This is a genomic window from Paracoccus versutus (genome assembly GCF_000763885.1).
Lineage (GTDB): Bacteria > Pseudomonadota > Alphaproteobacteria > Rhodobacterales > Rhodobacteraceae > Paracoccus > Paracoccus versutus.
On the sequence record NZ_JRKO01000047.1, the window covers coordinates 1 to 15,512 of the forward strand.

Here is a 15,512-nt window from a genome sequence, read left to right on the forward strand (position 1 = left end):
CTGCAAGGCCATATCCGCCGCTGCCGTTCGTTCCAGACCATGAGCCCCATCGAGATGCTCGAGGCGGCCGGTGGTGGCGACCGCCTCGAGCATCTCGATGGGGCTCATGGTCTGGAACGAACGGCAGCGGCGGATATGGCCTTGCAGCGGCACCAGCACCGCATCGCCGCGCCGGGGCGGCGGCCCCGGCAGCACGCGGGCGCGCAGCCGGTCGGCGAAGCTGCGCGCGGCCTCGGGGTCGATGGCCGCGGGGTCGTGGCGGCTTTGCGCGACCTGGAAGCGCCAGCGTTGCGGCACCGGCTCGATCTGCCAGAACGGGTAGTGATAGGCGCGGCGAAAGGTCAGGGCGCGCGCATGGGTCGGCGCCTCCATGTGAAACAGCGCGTAGCCGTCGCGCAGGGGCGCGGCCATGCGGGCCGCGGCGCCGGTCTTGTGCCATTCGACGCGCCAGCCCGCGTCCTCGACCGCCCGGCGCAGCACGGTCATGAAGTTGAAGCTGCCCGCCCGCGCCGTTTCCAGCATCGAGCCTTCCAGGTAGACGCGCAGGACGGGGGCGTGGGTCATGGCCGGCACGCTAGCGGCTGGCGCGGCGTGGCGGAAGGGGGCGGGTTGCGAAAGCCCCGGCCGGCCCATATCTGACCCCGCAGGCGAGAGATCGGAGAGAGGCATGTCCGAAGACAAATTTCCCGGCTGGCACGGCACCACCATCCTGGCGGTGCGACGCGGCGGCCGCGTGGTCGTCGCCGGGGACGGCCAGGTCAGCGTCGGCCAGACGGTGATGAAGGGCACGGCGCGCAAGGTGCGCCGGCTGAGCCCCGGCGGGCATGAGGTGGTGGTGGGCTTTGCCGGCTCGACCGCGGACGCCTTTACCCTGCTCGAACGGCTGGAGAAGAAGCTCGAGGCGGCGCCCGGCCAGTTGGCGCGGGCCTGCGTCGACCTGGCCAAGGACTGGCGCATGGACAAATACCTGCGTAACCTGGAGGCCATGTTGATCGTGACCGACGGGCGCGACATCTTCGTGGTGACGGGGGCCGGCGACGTGCTGGAGCCCGAGCATGACGTGGCCGCCATCGGTTCGGGCGGCAATTTCGCCCTGGCCGCTGCGCGCGGGCTGATGGAGGGCGACCTGGATGCCGAGGCGGTGGCGCGCAAGGCCATGGCGATCGCGGCGGACATCTGCGTCTATACCAACGGCAACCTGACGGTCGAGGTTCTGGGCTAGCGGGGGCTTCGCCCCCCGCCCCGCAAGCCCCTCGACGGGGCTTGCGGGGCGTCCCCCAGGGTATTTGTGCAACGGAGAAAGCGGGCAGGCGCCGGGCTCAGGCGCCTTCCTTTGCCGCCAGCCCTTGCAGCAGCGCCAGGCGGTCGCGGCGGAAATCGCCGGAGCCGGTGGCTAGCCCCTGCATGGCGCGCACGAAGAACTGGCGGTAGTCCTGCGCCTTTTCGCACCAGGCCAGCAGCTTGACGCCCTGCGGCGGGTGGACCAGCGCCAGCGGCAGGGCCGTTCGCTGCGTTTCATTGCCGGCAAGGTCGGCATAGCCGAAGGCGACCGGCCGGCATGCGCGCATCGCCGCATGCAGCAGCGCCAGGTCGGCGGCGGCCGCTTGGGGCATGTCCTCGCGGTAATGGGCGGCGGGGCGCACGTCCAGCTTGCGATAGAGGCGCAGGAGCAGCGCGCCCTCGGGGTCGGCCTGTTGCAGCCGGTCCATCGCCGCGCGGGCGGCGGCGGCATGCACCGGATCGCCGCGATGATCCGCCAGCGCCAGGCCGCGCAGCGCGGCGTCGCGCAGTTCCGGGTCGAGCGCCGGCGCGGCGGGCGCCTGCGCCGCGGCCGCGCGCGGGCCCAGGCCCAGCGTCGCGGCAGCCGCGGCCAGCCGCGACGCCAGGGCACGGCGGGACAGCATCGGGGCGGCGGGCGGGTCGCGACGCGGTCGCATGTTCGGCTTCCTTGCTGGCCGGGGAAAAAGGCGGCCGATCTGGCGCGGATTCGGACTTGGGTCCAGCCGCTTGGTTGAATCGGCCCCCCGCGGACTTTAAGTGATGCCGAAATGAGACAGGAGCCCCGAATGTCCGACCTGACCCCGCGCGAAATCGTCTCCGAACTGGATCGCTTCATTATCGGGCAAAGGGATGCCAAGCGCGCCGTGGCCGTGGCCCTGCGCAACCGCTGGCGCCGGCGGCAGCTGGGCGACGACCTGCGCGACGAAGTCTATCCCAAGAACATCCTGATGATCGGCCCGACCGGCGTCGGCAAGACCGAGATCAGCCGCCGCCTGGCCAAGCTGGCCCGCGCGCCCTTCCTGAAGGTCGAGGCGACCAAGTTCACCGAGGTCGGCTATGTCGGCCGCGATGTCGAGCAGATCATCCGCGACCTGGCCGATGCCGCCGTCATCGAGACCCGCGAGCGCATGCGCGAGGAGGTCAAGGCCCGCGCCCATAAATCCGCCGAGGAGCGCGTGGTCGCCGCCCTGGCCGGCGAGGGCGCGCGCGAGCAGACCCGCGAGATGTTCCGCGACAAGCTCAAGCGCGGCGAGCTGGACGATACGGTGATCGAGCTGGAGGTGCAGGACAATTCCAACCCCTTCGGCATGATGGAGATGCCCGGCCAGCCCGGTGCCATCGGCGGGATGATGGACCTGTCGGGGTTGATGAAGGCATTCGGCGGGCGCCGGGTGCGGCGCAAGGTGACGGTGGCGGAAAGCTATGAGCTGCTGATCGCGGAAGAGGCCGACAAGCTGCTGGACGACGAGGCCGTCAAGGCCGCCGCGCTGGAGGCGGTGCAGGAGAACGGCATCGTCTTCATCGACGAGATCGACAAGGTCGCCGCGCGGACCGACGCCCGCGGCGGCGATGTCTCGCGCGAGGGGGTGCAGCGCGACCTGCTGCCGCTGATCGAGGGCACCACGGTTTCCACGAAATACGGGCCGGTCAGGACGGATCATATCCTGTTCATCGCCTCGGGCGCGTTCCACATCGCCAAGCCTTCGGACCTCTTGCCGGAATTGCAGGGGCGGCTGCCGATCCGGGTCGAGCTGCGCGCGCTGACCGAAGAGGACTTCGTCCGCATCCTGACCGAGACCGACAACGCCCTGACCCGGCAATATACCGCGCTGATGGCGACCGAGGGCGTGACGGTCCAGTTCACCGAGGACGGCATCCGGGCGCTGGCGCGCATCGCGGCCGAGGTGAACGGCTCGGTCGAGAATATCGGCGCGCGGCGGCTTTATACCGTGATGGAGCGGGTGTTCGAGGAGCTGTCCTTCAGCGCGCCGGACCGCTCGGGCGAGACGGTGGTGGTGGACGGGGCCTTCGTCGAGAAGCACCTGGGCGACCTGGCGCGCTCGACCGACCTGTCGCGCTACGTGCTGTAAGGAACCCTGGCGCCTTCCCGCCGTTGTGGAATGACGCAACGGCGGGGGACGCGCATGAACTATCTTTTCGGCATCATCATCTTCGTGCTGGATGTCTGGGCCATCGCCTCGATCATCAACACCAACGAGACCATGACCACCAAGCTGATCTGGATCGCGCTGGTGGCGATCCTGCCGGTGCTGGGCTTCATCATCTGGTGGTTCGCGGGGCCCAAGGCGAATTACGGCTGAGGGCTTTCCCTGCCCCCGCCGCGGTGGCATTGTCGCCCGCAAGACGAAAGGGCGGGGGACATGCCGGGGCGGATCCTTGTTTCGCTGTTGCTGCTGCTGGCGGCCTGCGCGCCGCGCGGCGAGATCACCGTCGCCCCAGAAGCGGCGCGCCTTGGCCATGTCGAGCGCATCTATGTCGCCAGCAACCGCACCCCCGAGGGCAGCCGGCAGGAAGGCGTCAGCTTTGGCCGGGTCGATGTCTCGGTCCCGCCCGAGCGGCGGCCCGGCACCATCACCTATCCCCGCAAGGGCGCGAGGCCCGATCCGCAGCGGGACTTCCTGGTCTCGGAATATGCCCGCTTTGCCCGGCCCGAGGATTTCCAGGCCGACCTGCGCCGCGCCGTCGCCGCCCGCCCGCCGGGCGACCGCGACGTGGTGCTGTTCGTGCATGGCTACAACAACACCTTCGCCGAGGGGCTCTATCGCTTTGCCCAGATCGAGCGCGACCTGAGCCTGCCGGGCGTGCCCTTGCATTTCTCATGGCCGTCGCGCGGGCAGCCGCTGGCCTATGCCGCGGATCGCGACAGCGTGCTTTATTCCCGCGACGGGCTTGAGCGCAGCATCGAGATCGCCACCGAGGCGGGCGGCGGCAGGGCGATCCTGGTCGCGCATTCCATGGGCGCCCTGCTGCTGATGGAAAGCCTGCGCCAGATGGCCATCGCGGGCGAGCGCCGCACCCTGGACCGGATCGGCGCGGTGGTCCTGCTTTCGCCCGACATCGACGTGGGCGTGTTTCGCACCCAGGTCCGGGCCATCGGCAGGCTGCCGCAGCCCTTCGTCATCTTCACCTCGGGGCGGGACCGGGCACTGAACCTGTCGGCGCTGATCTCGGCCGAGCCGGTGCGGCTGGGCAGCCTGACCGATGCCGGGCCCGTGGCGGACCTGCCGGTGATGCTGGTCGATGTCGGTGCCTTCTCGACCGGGGACGGGCATTTCAACGTGGCGACCTCGCCCGCCCTTTTGCGCATCCTGGCGCAGGCGCAGGAGCTGAACAGCGTGTTTTCCGAGGATGTGGGCGGCGGGGTCGGGCCGCTGACCCGCGCGGCGCTGCATGCCGAGCGGGCGGCGCAGATCGTGATCTCGCCGGCTTTCTAGCGGCGCAGGTAGACGTAATAGGCGCCCTCGCCGCCATGGCGGCGGTGCGCGGGGCGGACTTGCAGCACCACGGCGTTCAAGGGCGGCATGTGCAGCCAATGCGGCACGTTGTGGCGCAGCGCGCCCGGCCTGACCGGCAGCGGCGCGTCCGGCCCGCCTTCGCGCCCCTTGCCGGTGATGACCAGCACCAGCCGCCGCCCTTCGGCCTTGGCTTGCAGGATGAAGCGGATCAGCACCGGCTGGGCCACGGCCAGCGTCATGCCGTGCAGGTCGATGCGTGCCTCGGGGGCGAGCTTGCCGCGGCTCATCTGGCGATGCGTCTTGTGATCCATGCGCAGCGGCTGGGCATGCAGCGCCTCGCGCGGGGGCGGCGACAGGTCCAGCCGGGTCGAGCCCGAGCCGGGCTGCCCGCCGATCCGCAGCCCGGCCAGCGGCAGGGGCGCGGCCTGCGGCATGGTGGGCGGCTTTTTCAGCGGCTGGGGCGCAGGCGCGGGCTCGGCCTGCTTGCGGGCAGGGTGCATCGGCACCGCGGTCGCGGCGACGCGGGACCACAGGGCCTTGTCCTCGGCCGAGAGTCCCCGCCGCCGTGCCATGGTTCAGGCCGTGGCGACCAGCTGCCAGTTCGGGTCGTCCTGACCCATGCGGCGGGCGAAGGTCCAGGTGTCGCGCTGCTTGCGGGCGGCCTTGGGGTCGCCCTCGACCACGTTGCCGTCGGCGTCGCGGGTGGCGACGATCATCTCGCCGACGAAGCGCACCGAAAGCTCGGCCATGCCGGTCGCCGGGGTGAACTCGGCCCCCGCCAGCGCGGTTTCGCGGGTGCCCAGGAACTGCGCCTCGGTGGTCAGGTTGCGGGCCTTGCGATCCTCGATCACCGATTCGAACGCTTCGGCCACCGGCGGCGCCAGGAAGCCGCGCACCTCGGACAGGTCGCCGCGCTCGAAGGCCATCAGGATCATCTCATAGGCGGATTTCGCGCCGGACAGGAACGGGCCCACGGCGAAGTCGGGCTCGACCCGCTTCATCTCGGCCAGGGCCTTGGCGGCGGGGCTGCCCGGTTCGGTATGGTCGGTGATGTCGCTGTCGCCCGCCTCGGCGGTGCCGTCGATCACGTCGAAGCGGCGGCGCTGGACCGGCTCTTCGGGGACGCGCGGCGGCTCGAATCCGTCGCGGGTGCCAAGAACCCCGCGCAGGCGCAGGATCAGGAACACGGCGATCGCCCCAAGGACGAGCAGTTGCAGCAGGGGGTTCGACATCAACGGACCTAACGAGCTTTGTAACGGCGCTTTCGCATGCTTATGTAGGGTGAGGACCGGCCCAAGTCCAGTTTGGGCGCCGGGAAATAGAAAGTGCCGGAGGAAAAAGGCGTTATGTGGCTGCTGTTGCCCTTCGTGATCCTGCCCATCGTCGAGATCGCGCTGTTCATCCAGGTGGGGGGCGCGATCGGCGTCCTGCCCACCATCGCGCTGGTCCTGGCCTCGGCCGTGGCCGGCGTGGCGGTGATGCGCCACCAGGGCGCGCGCGCCGCGCTGGACGTGCAGCGCGCCATGCAGGATTTTCGCGATCCCGCCCGGCCGATGGCACATGGCGCGCTGGTGATGATCGCCGGGCTGCTGATGGTGGTGCCGGGCCTGTTCACCAGCACGCTGGGGCTTTTGCTGCTGATCCCGGCGGTGCGCAGCCTGATCCTGCGGCAGATGGCCGCGCGCATGCGGGTGACGGGCGCCGGCTTCAGCTATCGCCAGAGCTATGGCGCCGAGGGCGATTTCGGCGCCGATCCGGCGGGCTTGCGCCGTGGCCCCGGCTGGCGCGAGGACGGGGTGATCGACGGCGAATATTCGGTGCAGGACGACCCGCCCGGCCCGGTGCGCGAAGGGCTGACCGACCAGGGCGACGCGGCGCCTCCGCGGCGTGGCAATTCCGGCTGGACCCGGCATTGAGCGCCGGGCGGCGGGGTGCTAGAACCCCGTCAGATCCGAGGAGATTTCCATGAGCGACGAGAACAACAGCGACGCCGCCGCCGCGTCCGAGGCCCAGAATGCAGCGCAGCCGGCCGTGCGGCTGCAGATCCTGACGCAATATATCCGCGACCTGTCCTTTGAGAACGCGGTGGCGCAAAAGGGCCTGCCCTCGGGCGAGGTGCAGCCGGAAATCAGCGTGCAGGTCAGCCTGGATGCCCGCAAGCGCCCGACCGAGCACCAATACGAGGTGATCAGCAAGTTCCGCGTGCAATCCGCGAACGCCGCCGACAAGTCGCCCCTGTTCCTGTGCGAGCTGGATTACGGCGGCATCTTCCATGTCGAGGGCGTGCCCGAGGACCAGCTGCACCCCTTCCTGATGATCGAATGCCCGCGCATGATGTTCCCCTTCGTGCGGCGCATCGTGTCGGACATGACCCGCGACGGCGGCTTCCCGCCCTTCAACATGGACCCGGTGGATTTCGTGGCGCTTTACCGCCAGGAAATCGCGCGCCGGGCGCAGGCCCAGCGGCCGGCCGACCAGCCGCTGTCCTGAGCTGATCACTTCTGCGTGAGGCATGCCCCCATCGGCCCGCGGCCCTCCGGTCGCGGGCCTTTTGCTTGCCCGGCGCGCCAGCCCAAGCGGCGCTGGCGCGGCCGCGGCGATGGCGCTAGTTTCGCGCGGCACAAGACGGAGAGCGGCATGGCGAAAGGCGCGAAACGGGCCTGGCAGAGGATGCTGTCGGGGCGCAGGCTGGATCTTCTGGACCCGACGCCCATGGATGTCGAGATCGGCGACATCGCCCATGGCCTTGCCTTCGTCGCGCGCTGGAACGGCCAGACCCGCGGCGACTGGGCCTATAGCGTGGCCGAGCATTCGCTGCTGGTCGAGGAAATCCACGCCCGCAGCAACCCCGATTGCGAGCCGCGCTGGCGGCTGGCGGCGCTGCTGCACGATGCGCCGGAATATGTCATCGGCGACATGATCTCGCCGGTGAAGGCGGCGCTTGGGCGGGAATACGGGGAAATGGATGCGCGGCTGGCGGCGGCGATCCATCGCCGCTTCGGCCTGCCCGCGCAATTGCCGGCGGTGGTGAAACGCGCGATCAAGCGGGCCGACCGCATCTCGGCCTGGCTGGAGGCCGTGCAGATCGCCGGGTTTTCCAGGGCCGAGGCGGATCGCCTGTTTCCCGCGCCCCGGCCGGAATTGCTGCAGGGGCTGGAAATACGCCTGCGCCCGCCCCTGGAAACGCGCAATGCGTTTTTATCGCGCTTTACCCAGCTTATTGCGGAAATCGACTGCAAAGCGTGATCCCGGACGAAAAAGCCCCGCATCCTGGATGCGGGGCGATGGGTTCAGATTTCCATGGCGTCCAGTTTCTTGCCGGCATCCAGTGCCTCTTGCACCCAGCGCGGCTTGCGGCCGCGGCCGGTCCAGGTCTGCGAGGGATCGGCGGGATTGGCGTATTTCGGCGCCACCTTGCCGCGCGCCTGCTTGGCGACGGTCAGGTCGGCAAGGTTGAAGCCAAATTCGCGCGCCGCACTTTCGGCAGCCGCCAGCGCCTCGCGCTTGCGGCGGTCCTCGAAGGTGGAAATGGCACGGTCGAGCTTGTTGCGCAGATCCCGAAGTTCCCGCAAGGACATTGCGTCCAGGTCTATGCTCATATCTTTATCCTTGGTTTTGGCAGTATGTTCTCACTATTTGCATTCCAATATGAATTGCAATCTTTTTTGAGAACCGGATTATTAACGCGGGCTGCGTTTGGCCAAAATCCGCTGGAGAGTCCGCCGGTGCATATGCAACCGGCGCGCCGTTTCGCTGACATTGCGGTCGCATTGCTCATAGACGCGCTGGATATGTTCCCAGCGCACCCGGTCGGCCGACATCGGCGTTTCGGGCGGGGGCGGCAAAGTGTCGCCCCGCGCCAGCAGCGCATGGGTCACGTCGTCGGCATCCGCCGGTTTCGACAGGTAATCCGTCGCCCCCATCTTGACCGCGGCCACCGCCGTCGCGATGGCGCCATAGCCGGTCAGCACGACGATCCGGGCATCCTCGCGCGCCTCGCGCAGGGCATCCACCACATCGAGCCCGTTCCCATCCTCGAGCCGCAGATCGACCACCGCATAGGCGGGCGGGTGTTCGGCCACCGCCGTCCGTGCCTCGGCGACCGAGGCGGCGCGGGCGACCGAGAAGCCGCGTTTTTCCATCGCACGGGCCAAACGGTTCAGAAAGATCTCGTCGTCGTCGACCAGCAGCAGGCTGGGGTCGGGGCCGATTTGGTAATCCTCTGCCATATTCACTTGCCCTTGAAAGTTCACTGTTGATTAGAGTGTTTTGTCCAGTCGGTCAAACCCCGTTGCCTGACGCCGCGTCAATGAAACAGGCGGTGCGTTCCGCAAGTTGCTGCGCGGAAAGCTCGCGGCCGAAGAGCTCGACAGTGCCGATGCCGGGAATCACAAGATAGGTATTGGTCATGTGATCCACCAGATAGTTCTGCGGATCTTCCTGGTCATTCACCTTGTAATAGTTGCGCCAGGCTTTCGCGACCGCATCAATCTCGGCCGTGGTTCCGGTCAATCCGATCATCCGTTCGTGCATGGCCTGGGTAAAATCGCCCAGCACCTCGGGCGTGTCGCGTTTGGGATCGACGGAAATGAAGACCGGCGTGACCGTCATTCCCCGTTCCTCCAGCATCGCCACTGCCTCGGCATTGCGGGCGCTGTCCAGCGGGCAGACATCCGGGCAATAGGTATAGCCGAAATAAAGCAGCGCCGGCTGCGCCAGCACCTGCCGGTCGCTGACCCGCCGCCCGTCCTGGTTCGTCAGCTCGAAGGGCGCGCCCAGGCTGTCCAGCCCGCCCTGCACCCCGCCCTGGCGGCAGGGGGCAAAGGGATCGGCCGCGCCGCGCGACAGCCACAGCCCGCCCGTCACCAGCACCAGGGCCGCGGCCAGGCTGCCGAGGATCAGGATCGTTCCGTCTTTGCCCATCAGGCGCGTCTCCGTCCGCTTGGACGCATTGATCGCCCATCCGGCCATGGGTATCAATGCAAAAGCCCGTCCCATCAGGAAGTCCCAGCGTGCCCCTCGGCCTTGTTTCCCACCGCATCGACCTGCTGCCCGGCCAGCCCGCGCCCGAGCCGATCCGCCTGCGCACCCTGATCCTGCTGCGCTGGGTGGCGATCGCGGGACAGCTGGCCGCCGTCGGCGCGGCGCTGGTGATCGGGGCGGATTTCCCGCTGGCGGCGGTGCTGGCGGTGATCGGCCTGGCGGTGGCGCTGAACCTGGCGCTGACGATGCGGCCGGATCGGCGCATCTCGGCCCGCGAGGCGGCCTGGCAGCTGGGCTTCGACCTGGGGCAGGTGGCGGCGCTGCTGGCGCTGACCGGCGGGCTCTCGAACCCTTTCGCCCTGCTTTTGCTGGCGCCGGTGACGGTCGCCGCCACCGCCCTGCCGCCGCGGCAGTTGCTGGCGCTGGGGGCCGCGACCTTCCTGATGGTCACGCTGTCGGCGATCTGCGCCCAGCCGCTGACCTTCGGCGCCGGCGGCCTGGTCACGCTGCGCGAGCCGCTGCTGGTCGGCCACTGGTTCGCCATCGTGATCGGCGCGGTGTTCTTTGCAGGCTATGCCCGGCTGGTCGCGGCGCAGGTCAACGCCACCTCGGACGCGCTGTTCGCCGCCCGCCTTGCGCTTGAGCGCGAGCAGAGGCTGCAGCATCTGGGCGGCGTGGTCGCCGCCGCCGCGCATGAGCTGGGCACGCCCCTGGCCACGATCAAGCTGGTCAGCGCCGAACTGGCGGACGAGCTGGACGAGGCCCTGCCCGAGCGCGAGGATCTGGCCGAGGACGTGGCCCTGCTGCGCCAATCCGCCGACCGCTGCCGCGACATCCTGAAATCCATGGGCAGCGCCGGGCGCGACGACCTGCTGATCCGCTCGGCCCCGCTGACCGAAGTGCTGGCCGAGGCCGCCGCCCCCCACCGCGGCCGCGGCGCCGAGATCATGGTCCAGCCCCCGCCCGAGCCGCTGATCGTCCAGCGCGACGCCGCGGTGATCCACGGGCTGCGCAACCTGATCCAGAACGCCGTCGATTTCGCCGCCCGCCGCGTGACCATCGAGACCGGCGCCGACCGCCGCGACCTGTGGGTGCGGATCGCCGACGACGGGCCGGGCTTTCCCCCCGCGCTGCTGCCGCGCATCGGCAGCCCTTTCCTGACCACCCGGCCGCGGGCCGAGGACGGCCGCAGCTACGAAGGCATGGGGCTGGGCCTGTTCATCGCCAAGGCGCTGCTGGAACGCTCGGGCGCGCGGCTGCGCTTTGCCAATGGCGCCAAGGGCGGCGCCGAGATCCTGGTGACATGGCCGCGCGACATGATCGAGGCCCAGGATCGTATCCCCCTGGGCCCCAATCCCGAGATTCTGGCCTGATCTCCAGCCGCGTTAACCACTTCTTAAACTATCCCGCTATAGTTGTGGGTGGCTGTATCGTGCGGGGATGTTTCGATGGTTGCGCAATTCCTTATCGCCTTCGCGGCGGCGGGGCTGGCGGTCCTGCTGGCGCTGGCGTGGCTTCGGCTGGCGGACCGGGGCCTTGCCGGGGCGCCGGTGGCGCGCGGATTGGAGCGTGCGCTTGAACCGATCGCCTTCCTGTTTCGCGACGGGACGCTGGTCGATGCCACCGTGCCGGCGCGCACCCTGCTGGCCAGCCTGCCCGGCGACAGCGAATGGCAGCGGCTCAGCGCATGGCTGGGCATGCGCCTGCCGGAATTCAGCGCGCTGCTGCCCGACCTGGGCGGCGCCGCGCGGATCGAACTGACAGAGCGCGGCGGCCACAGCCCGCTGCGGCTTCTGGCCGAGGATCTGGGAGAAGGGCTGCTGCGGCTGACGCTTGCCGACCCCGCGGCCGAGGATGCCGGCATCCTGGTCGATTCGCTGTCCCTGCACGCGATGGAGCAGGAGCTGGAAATCCTGCGCAGCGCCATGGACCATTCGCCGATGCTGGCCTGGCGGCAGGATTTGCAGGGGCAGGTCACTTGGGCCAATTCGGCCTATCTGAACCTGGTCGAGGCCAAGGCCCAGGGGCAGACGGTCTGGCCGCTGCCCCGCATCATCGACCTGTCGGCGCGGCCGGTCCAGCCCGCCGCCCCCGGCGGCGCGCGGCGGATGCAGATCGACCATGACGGGCAAAGCCGCTGGTATGATTGCCACCTGCACGAGATCGGCGGGCAGACCGTGGCCATTGCCCTGCCCGCCGATGCGGCGGTGCGCGCCGAACGCTCGTTGCGCGAATTCGTCCAGACCCTGACCAAGACCTTTGCCGACCTGCCCATCGGGCTGGCGATCTTCGACCGCGAACGCAACCTGCAGCTGTTCAACCCGGCGCTGATCGACCTGACCGGGCTTGCCACCGGCTTCCTGACCGCGCGGCCGACGCTTTACGCCTTTCTCGACCGGCTGCGCGAGGCGCGGATGGTGCCCGAGCCCAAGGATTACCGCAGCTGGCGCAACCAGATGAACACGCTGGAGGCCGCCGCCTCCTCGGGGCACCATGTCGAGATGTGGTCGCTGCCCGGCGGGCAGACCTATCGCGTGACCGGCCGGCCGCATCCCGACGGCGCGGTCGCCTTTCTGTTCGAGGACATCACCTCGGAAATCTCGCTGACCCGCAAGTTCCGCGCCGACCTGTCGCTGGGCGCCGAGGTGCTGGACGCGCTGGAGGATGCGGTGGCGGTCTTTGCCGCCAATGGCGAGCTGCTGATCTCGAACCGCCGCTATGCCGAGCTGTGGGGCGCGGCGGTGCCCGCCACGCTGGAGGGCCATGTGCAGGTCTGGACCCAGGCCTGCGGCGCAAGCCCCGGCCTGGTCGCCCTGCGCGACGCGTTGAACGCGGCGCTGCCGGACGAGCCGCTGCGCGGGGCCATGGCCGGGCCGGCGGGCGGGCTCTTGTCCTGGGGGCTGCGCGGCCTGTCCGGCGCGCGCCTGCTGCTGAGCTTTGCCGCCCCGATGCCGCCCCTGCCGATGGGGCGCGAGGCGCCGCGCGCCGCCGACAAGCCCGAGCCGGCGGCATCTGCCGCGATGCAGCGCGCCCTGACCGGCTGATCGGGTCTTGCTCTGCGGGCGCGGCTGCGCTTCCCTTGCGAAAACTGTCGGAAAGGGATCATGGATGGCGGATGCAAGAGGGCGGTCGTGACCGCGGGGCCGGATGTCCTGGCCGGGCGGCGGGTGCTGTTCGTCATGGCCGTGGATGCCGAATACGGCCCGCAACTGCGGGCGCGGATCTCGCCGCTGATGACCGGCGTCGGCCCGGTCGAGGCGGCGGTGGCGCTGACCGCGGCGCTCTCGGGCCTTCAGGCGCGGGGCGAGTTGCCGGATCTGGTGGTCTCGCTGGGCTCGGCCGGTTCGCGCCGGCTGGCGCAGCTGGGCATCTACCAGGTCGCCTCGCTGGAATATCGCGACATGGATGCCTCGGCCCTGGGTTTCGCCAGGGGCGAGACGCCGCTTCTGGGCCTGCCGGTGCGCGTCGAGCTGCCCTTGCGGATCCCCGGCATCGCCGCGGCCAGCCTGGCGACCGGGGCCAGCATCGTCAGCGGCGCCGGCTATGACGCCATCGCCGCCGAGATGGTCGATATGGAAAGCTTCGCGGTGCTGCGCGCCTGCCAGCGCTTCGGCCTGCCGCTGATCGGGCTGCGCGGCATTTCGGACGGGGCCGAGGAACTGGCGCAGCTCTCGGACTGGACGCGCTACCTGCACCTGGTCGATGAGCGCCTGGCCGAGGCCGTGGACCGGCTGGCCGAGGCGCTGGAGCGGGGCGAACTGGCGCTGTAGGTGGTGCCGTCCTTCGCGGCCCCGGCGAGAGGCATGGCGCGCCCGCGTCCAGCCCGTCCGGTGCCCTTGCCGCGTCGCAGGGCGCGCGCCATCGGGGCAAAGCCGGCCTGCGGCAAGATGCGCCGGCCGGTGCCTTGCGGGATGGCGCCATCGCCCAGCACCACCGCGGCGACAAGGGCTGCGGCATCGTCGCCGGCGATCTCGATCATCGCGTGGTTGCGCATCATCGACCCGTCGACCGAAAGCGGGAAGGGCTTGACCAGCCCTCGCCCCCTTTGCCGGCGGCGGGCCAGGCGCCTAGTCGCCGCCGACCAGCACCTGCCCCTCGGGCCAGCGCAGCGTGGTGGTCAGGGTGATGATGCGCTCCTCGCCCGCGCCGATGCTGCCGTTCCAGACCAGCAGCCCGCGCTTGCCCTCGGGGTCGGTCTCGTCGGGGCTGGGATCGGCGGACCAGTCGATGCGCAGGTTTTCCTGGGTCGAGACCGGCACGCGGTCGATCACCCGCAGCGGCCATTCCTCGCCCGTCAGGTTGCGCAGCCGCAGGATCGCGGTTTCCCGCCGCTCCGAGGATTTCGAGATCAGCCCGCGATTGCCCTCGATCTCGTCGGGGATGCGGCGTTCCAGCTTGATGCCGGTCAGCGGGCCGAAGCCCAGCTTCATGTCGTCCCCGGCGGCGGTCAGTTCCAGCGCGCCGCGCCCGACCATGGCGCCGTCGGCATGAAAGGTCGCGTCGCCGGGCAGGATCACCGCCCCGGTGGAGTTCACCGTATCCGCCACCAGATAGGCGGTGTTGTCGCGTCGCGGCACCGCCTCGGCGACGATCTCGGGCGCCAGCTCGTGCGAATCCAGCGGCAGGCGCAGCGCATCGGCGCCGGCACGCATGTCCACCGGCGTCGGATAGTCGTAGACTACGGTCTCGCCCACCATGCCCGCCAGGGCCGAGCCGGCCACGGGCGCCGGCGCGGCTGCCGCGCGTTCCATCGAATCCATGGCCGCTTCGGCCATGGGCGCGGCCGAGCGGCTGTAAAGCTTGGCCTCGGACTCGCCGATGCGGGGGAAGTCCGGCTGCAATTCGCTGGGCGCCGACTGGTCCATCGGCCGGGCGGTGGACAGCACCAGATGCACGCCGCGCCAGTCCTCGCTGGTGTCCTGCCGCACCAGCAAGCCGCGGTCCAGCCGCAGCTTGCCTTCCTTGCGCTGCAGGGACAGGTCGTAGACCGGCTCCCAGCTGGCCGCGTCGGTCAGGCTGGTGATGCGGATGCGGGCGGGCTGGCCCTGGCCCTGCACGGCGATCACCAGCGCGCCGCGATCCGCATCCGGGCCGCGCAGCGCCTCGAGCCGGGCCTCGGCGCGGGCCAGCGCCTCGGCCAGCTCCTCGCGGCCGGCATCGGCGGCCTCGGCTTCCAGCCCGGCGCGGATCGCGGTCTGGCGGGCCTGCAACAGCTGTTCGCCCACCACGCGGGCCAGCGCCGCGATGTCGGCGGTGCCGGCAGCGTCGGATTCGGCCAGCTTCATCAGGAAGTCGATGCTGTCCTCGGCCGCCTCGGCCCGCGCCTTGATCTCGGCCACGCCGGCATCGCGTTCGGCCAGCGCGGCTTTCAGGCGGCGGACCTCATCCTCGGCCGCGCGTAATTCGGGGGATTTCGCCGGGGTTTCCGGCAAGGCGCGTTCCTGCTGGAGGCCGGTCGCGCCGATCACCGCGCCTTCGGCCGCAATGCGCAGGCTGGCGGGGTCGATGCCGGCGGGCATGCCGGGGATCACCAGCTCATGCGCGCCGGCGGGCAGGTCCAGCGCCGCCTCGCGGGTGACGCCGGCACCCCAGGGATAGACGGTGACTTCGGTGACGCGGGCCACGGTCTCGATCCGATCGGCCAGGGCGGGGCCGGCCAGCAGGATGGCGGTGGAAATCAGCAGATGGCGCATCGGGCCCCCCTTGTCATGACCCGGCCAAGGTCCGCGAGGGGGCCCTGAAATGCAAGAGGGCGCCCCCGCGAAACCCGCG

At 70.0% G+C, this 15,512-nt stretch carries 17 protein-coding genes and 1 pseudogene; 10 read left to right on the forward strand and 8 right to left on the reverse strand.

Features of this window, described 5'->3' with window-relative positions:
* A pseudogene (locus tag IT40_RS26910) lies at nucleotides 1-564 on the reverse strand (hypothetical protein); the annotation flags it as partial.
* Between the two features lie 103 nt (nucleotides 565-667).
* On the opposite strand from IT40_RS26910, the gene hslV reads away from it, so the two are divergent.
* A complete protein-coding gene (gene hslV, locus IT40_RS19265; protein ID WP_036758586.1) occupies nucleotides 668-1,222 on the forward strand; it encodes an ATP-dependent protease subunit HslV in 555 nt (184 codons plus the stop codon).
* Between the two features lie 97 nt (nucleotides 1,223-1,319).
* On the opposite strand, the gene IT40_RS26915 is transcribed toward hslV, so the two are convergent.
* Entirely contained in the window at nucleotides 1,320-1,937 is a 618-nt protein-coding gene (locus IT40_RS26915; protein WP_116171031.1) for a WYL domain-containing protein, read from the reverse strand.
* A 129-nt stretch (nucleotides 1,938-2,066) separates the two neighbouring features.
* On the opposite strand from IT40_RS26915, the gene hslU reads away from it, so the two are divergent.
* The 3 genes from hslU to IT40_RS19280 are packed head-to-tail and all read left to right on the forward strand — an operon-like array spanning nucleotide 2,067 to nucleotide 4,736.
* A complete protein-coding gene (gene hslU, locus IT40_RS19275; RefSeq protein WP_036758588.1) occupies nucleotides 2,067-3,371 on the forward strand; it encodes an ATP-dependent protease ATPase subunit HslU in 1,305 nt (434 codons plus the stop codon).
* Nucleotides 3,372-3,425: 54 nt separating this feature from the next.
* A complete protein-coding gene (locus tag IT40_RS27830; protein WP_072462136.1) occupies nucleotides 3,426-3,602 on the forward strand; it encodes a PLD nuclease N-terminal domain-containing protein in 177 nt (58 codons plus the stop codon).
* 60 nt (nucleotides 3,603-3,662) lie between these two features.
* Complete coding sequence (locus IT40_RS19280) at nucleotides 3,663-4,736, forward strand: alpha/beta hydrolase (protein ID WP_036758591.1); 1,074 nt, start codon at nucleotides 3,663-3,665, stop codon at nucleotides 4,734-4,736.
* Here IT40_RS19280 and IT40_RS19285 read toward each other — a convergent pair.
* Together IT40_RS19285 and IT40_RS19290 are read right to left on the reverse strand one after the other, a co-directional pair.
* Nucleotides 4,733-5,329 carry a Smr/MutS family protein gene (locus tag IT40_RS19285; protein WP_036758593.1) on the reverse strand — a complete coding sequence of 199 codons (597 nt, stop codon included), beginning with the start codon at nucleotides 5,327-5,329 and terminating at the stop codon, nucleotides 4,733-4,735. The genes IT40_RS19280 and IT40_RS19285 overlap by 4 nt on opposite strands.
* Nucleotides 5,330-5,332: 3 nt before the next feature.
* Nucleotides 5,333-5,989: a Tim44/TimA family putative adaptor protein gene (locus tag IT40_RS19290; RefSeq protein WP_036758595.1), complete on the reverse strand. Its 657-nt coding sequence runs from the start codon at nucleotides 5,987-5,989 to the stop codon at nucleotides 5,333-5,335.
* A gap of 114 nt (nucleotides 5,990-6,103) precedes the next feature.
* Here IT40_RS19290 and IT40_RS19295 point away from each other — a divergent pair, with 114 nt between their 5' ends.
* From IT40_RS19295 to IT40_RS19305, 3 genes are all read left to right on the forward strand, one after another.
* A complete protein-coding gene (locus tag IT40_RS19295) occupies nucleotides 6,104-6,673 on the forward strand; it encodes an FxsA family protein (RefSeq protein WP_036758597.1) in 570 nt (189 codons plus the stop codon).
* A 49-nt stretch (nucleotides 6,674-6,722) separates the two neighbouring features.
* Nucleotides 6,723-7,247 (forward strand): protein-export chaperone SecB, encoded by a 525-nt coding sequence (secB, locus tag IT40_RS19300; protein WP_036758599.1) that lies wholly within the window; start codon nucleotides 6,723-6,725, stop codon nucleotides 7,245-7,247.
* Nucleotides 7,248-7,394: 147 nt separating this feature from the next.
* Nucleotides 7,395-8,003: an HD domain-containing protein gene (locus tag IT40_RS19305; RefSeq protein ID WP_036758601.1), complete on the forward strand. Its 609-nt coding sequence runs from the start codon at nucleotides 7,395-7,397 to the stop codon at nucleotides 8,001-8,003.
* Between the two features lie 44 nt (nucleotides 8,004-8,047).
* Here the strand turns inward: IT40_RS19305 and IT40_RS19310 are convergent, their stop codons facing one another.
* The 3 genes from IT40_RS19310 to IT40_RS19320 all read right to left on the reverse strand — a co-directional run bounded on the left by IT40_RS19310 (nucleotide 8,048) and on the right by IT40_RS19320 (nucleotide 9,680).
* The gene (locus IT40_RS19310; RefSeq protein WP_036758604.1) at nucleotides 8,048-8,356 is read right to left on the reverse strand and encodes an H-NS histone family protein; all 309 of its coding nucleotides are present in this window, start codon (nucleotides 8,354-8,356) and stop codon (nucleotides 8,048-8,050) included.
* Between the two features lie 81 nt (nucleotides 8,357-8,437).
* A complete protein-coding gene (locus IT40_RS19315) occupies nucleotides 8,438-8,986 on the reverse strand; it encodes an ActR/PrrA/RegA family redox response regulator transcription factor (RefSeq protein WP_036758606.1) in 549 nt (182 codons plus the stop codon).
* 52 nt (nucleotides 8,987-9,038) lie between these two features.
* Entirely contained in the window at nucleotides 9,039-9,680 is a 642-nt protein-coding gene (locus tag IT40_RS19320) for an SCO family protein (protein WP_052096159.1), read from the reverse strand.
* Between the two features lie 89 nt (nucleotides 9,681-9,769).
* On the opposite strand from IT40_RS19320, the gene IT40_RS19325 reads away from it, so the two are divergent.
* From IT40_RS19325 to IT40_RS19335, 3 genes are all read left to right on the forward strand, one after another.
* The gene (locus IT40_RS19325) at nucleotides 9,770-11,113 is read left to right on the forward strand and encodes an ActS/PrrB/RegB family redox-sensitive histidine kinase (protein WP_139293963.1); all 1,344 of its coding nucleotides are present in this window, start codon (nucleotides 9,770-9,772) and stop codon (nucleotides 11,111-11,113) included.
* A gap of 75 nt (nucleotides 11,114-11,188) precedes the next feature.
* Nucleotides 11,189-12,784, forward strand: a complete 1,596-nt coding sequence (locus tag IT40_RS19330; protein ID WP_036758608.1) for a PAS-domain containing protein — start codon at nucleotides 11,189-11,191, stop codon at nucleotides 12,782-12,784.
* Nucleotides 12,785-12,871: 87 nt separating this feature from the next.
* Complete coding sequence (locus tag IT40_RS19335; protein WP_036758707.1) at nucleotides 12,872-13,510, forward strand: 5'-methylthioadenosine/S-adenosylhomocysteine nucleosidase; 639 nt, start codon at nucleotides 12,872-12,874, stop codon at nucleotides 13,508-13,510.
* A 297-nt stretch (nucleotides 13,511-13,807) separates the two neighbouring features.
* Here IT40_RS19335 and IT40_RS19340 read toward each other — a convergent pair whose 3' ends face one another.
* Nucleotides 13,808-15,433 (reverse strand): DUF4139 domain-containing protein, encoded by a 1,626-nt coding sequence (locus IT40_RS19340; RefSeq protein WP_036758611.1) that lies wholly within the window; start codon nucleotides 15,431-15,433, stop codon nucleotides 13,808-13,810.
* Between the last annotated feature and the right edge of the window lie 79 nt (nucleotides 15,434-15,512).

Excerpts from the sequence above, each read along its gene's own strand:
- IT40_RS19280 (WP_036758591.1), top strand. The coding sequence starts at position 3,663 with ATGCCGGGGCGGATCCTTGTTTCGCTGTTGCTGCTGCTGGCGGCCTGC.
- secB (WP_036758599.1), top strand. The coding sequence starts at position 6,723 with ATGAGCGACGAGAACAACAGCGACGCCGCCGCCGCGTCCGAGGCCCAG.
- IT40_RS19340 (WP_036758611.1), bottom strand. The coding sequence starts at position 15,433 with ATGCGCCATCTGCTGATTTCCACCGCCATCCTGCTGGCCGGCCCCGCC.
- IT40_RS19310 (WP_036758604.1), bottom strand. The coding sequence starts at position 8,356 with ATGAGCATAGACCTGGACGCAATGTCCTTGCGGGAACTTCGGGATCTG.
- IT40_RS19330 (WP_036758608.1), top strand. The coding sequence starts at position 11,189 with ATGGTTGCGCAATTCCTTATCGCCTTCGCGGCGGCGGGGCTGGCGGTC.
- IT40_RS26915 (WP_116171031.1), bottom strand. The coding sequence starts at position 1,937 with ATGCGACCGCGTCGCGACCCGCCCGCCGCCCCGATGCTGTCCCGCCGT.
- hslV (WP_036758586.1), top strand. The coding sequence starts at position 668 with ATGTCCGAAGACAAATTTCCCGGCTGGCACGGCACCACCATCCTGGCG.
- IT40_RS19295 (WP_036758597.1), top strand. The coding sequence starts at position 6,104 with ATGTGGCTGCTGTTGCCCTTCGTGATCCTGCCCATCGTCGAGATCGCG.
- IT40_RS19285 (WP_036758593.1), bottom strand. The coding sequence starts at position 5,329 with ATGGCACGGCGGCGGGGACTCTCGGCCGAGGACAAGGCCCTGTGGTCC.
- IT40_RS19290 (WP_036758595.1), bottom strand. The coding sequence starts at position 5,989 with ATGTCGAACCCCCTGCTGCAACTGCTCGTCCTTGGGGCGATCGCCGTG.
- IT40_RS27830 (WP_072462136.1), top strand. The coding sequence starts at position 3,426 with ATGAACTATCTTTTCGGCATCATCATCTTCGTGCTGGATGTCTGGGCC.
- IT40_RS19320 (WP_052096159.1), bottom strand. The coding sequence starts at position 9,680 with ATGGGCAAAGACGGAACGATCCTGATCCTCGGCAGCCTGGCCGCGGCC.
- hslU (WP_036758588.1), top strand. The coding sequence starts at position 2,067 with ATGTCCGACCTGACCCCGCGCGAAATCGTCTCCGAACTGGATCGCTTC.
- IT40_RS19315 (WP_036758606.1), bottom strand. The coding sequence starts at position 8,986 with ATGGCAGAGGATTACCAAATCGGCCCCGACCCCAGCCTGCTGCTGGTC.
- IT40_RS19305 (WP_036758601.1), top strand. The coding sequence starts at position 7,395 with ATGGCGAAAGGCGCGAAACGGGCCTGGCAGAGGATGCTGTCGGGGCGC.